General features: G+C 62.6%; 2 protein-coding genes and 1 pseudogene. 2 read left to right on the top strand and 1 reads right to left on the bottom strand.

What is annotated here, in order from left to right; all coding sequences use genetic code 11:
• Positions 1–147, bottom strand: a 147-nt coding sequence (locus tag EN969_RS31565; RefSeq protein WP_127419759.1) for a histidine kinase, incomplete at its 3' end; no start/stop codon positions are given.
• 210 nt (positions 148–357) lie between these two features.
• Between EN969_RS31565 and EN969_RS31560 the strand changes: the two genes are divergently transcribed.
• Both EN969_RS31560 and EN969_RS31555 read left to right on the top strand, forming a co-directional pair.
• Entirely contained in the window at positions 358–969 is a 612-nt protein-coding gene (locus tag EN969_RS31560) for a shikimate kinase (protein ID WP_024503735.1), read from the top strand.
• Positions 966–1,265 (top strand): annotated as a pseudogene (locus EN969_RS31555) (3-dehydroquinate synthase); the annotation flags it as partial. The gene EN969_RS31560 and the pseudogene EN969_RS31555, both read left to right, overlap by 4 nt.

Here is a 1,265-nt window from a genome sequence, read left to right as displayed (position 1 = left end):
TTTCTTGGGATTGAGCTTTTCCGGAGGGATGCGCACGCTCATTTCCCCCTTCTTTGGCTCGACGAACATCACCAGTGCGAACATCGTACCATAGGCAATGCCAGCCAGAATCGCCGTTACCACGACAAAGCGAAACAGTGTCGGCATCAATTTTCGCCCGTCTTCTTGTTCTGCGTTTCCAAACCCTGTCCCCTTATGGGACGCCAATCCGGCCAATTCAAGGAAGAAGCTGGGGCCTGTTAGCAACTTCTGATGCAGACCCTGCCAGTCCATATCGGGTTCAAGGCACTTGCCACGCTTGACGCAAACGGGCTTTTCATGTCGATACGCCGGCAAAGAGGGCCTTCGAAACATCCGATGAACGCGCTGCCAGCAAATCCTCCAGACGAGAACCACGCCGCGTTGCTCGGCAGGCTGGGCAGCCGTTCCGTCGTCTTCGTCGGACTGATGGGCGCCGGCAAGACGGCGATCGGCCGCAAGGTGGCGACGATGCTGGCGCTGCCCTTCATAGACAGCGACCAGGAGATCGAAAGCGTCTCGCGCATGACCGTTCCGGAACTGTTCGAGCGCTACGGCGAGACCGAATTCAGGGCGCTGGAGCAGCGCGTCATCCTGCGCGTACTGGAAAACGGGCCGCAGGTGCTGTCGACCGGCGGCGGCGCCTTCATGAATGCGCAGACGCGCGAGGCGATTGCAGCGCAGGGCGTCTCGGTGTGGCTGAAGGCCGAACTCGACCTTCTGATGGATCGCGTCGCCAAGAAACAGAACCGGCCGCTCCTGAAAAGCGCCGACCCGCGCGCCGTGCTGGAGCGGCTGATGGGCGAGCGCTATCCGGTCTACGCGACATCGGACGTCACAGTGCCGACCCGCGACGACCGCAAGGAAGTCATCGCGACCGAGGTGGTGGACGCGCTGTGCCGGCATTTCGGCATTGATCAGGCGGCTGCGACGGGCGAGGTGGAACAGTGAGCATCGAGGCACCCGTTGTCGTCGAAGTCGGCCTTGGCGACCGGACCTACGACATTCTGATCGGCTCGGGGTTGTTGGCCCGCGCGGGTGCCGAGATTGCGCGCCGGCTGCCGGGCACACGCGCCGCGGTCGTCACCGACGCCAATGTCGCGGCAGCGCATCTCGGTGCGCTGAAGGCAGGCCTCGAAACGGGTGGCATCCAGACCGCCATCATCACACTGCCGGCCGGCGAGAAGACCAAGAGTTTTGCCCATCTCGAAGAGGTGGTCGACGGTGTGCTGGCTGCGAAACTGGAG

This window comes from Mesorhizobium sp. M7A.F.Ca.CA.003.01.2.1 (assembly GCF_003998945.1).
Classification (GTDB): Bacteria; Pseudomonadota; Alphaproteobacteria; order Rhizobiales; family Rhizobiaceae; genus Mesorhizobium; species Mesorhizobium ciceri.
The sequence above is the reverse complement of the archived record's forward strand: the minus strand, read 5'-3'. Positions and strand labels throughout refer to the sequence as shown.

Excerpts from the sequence above, each read along its gene's own strand:
- EN969_RS31560 (WP_024503735.1), top strand. The coding sequence starts at position 358 with ATGAACGCGCTGCCAGCAAATCCTCCAGACGAGAACCACGCCGCGTTG.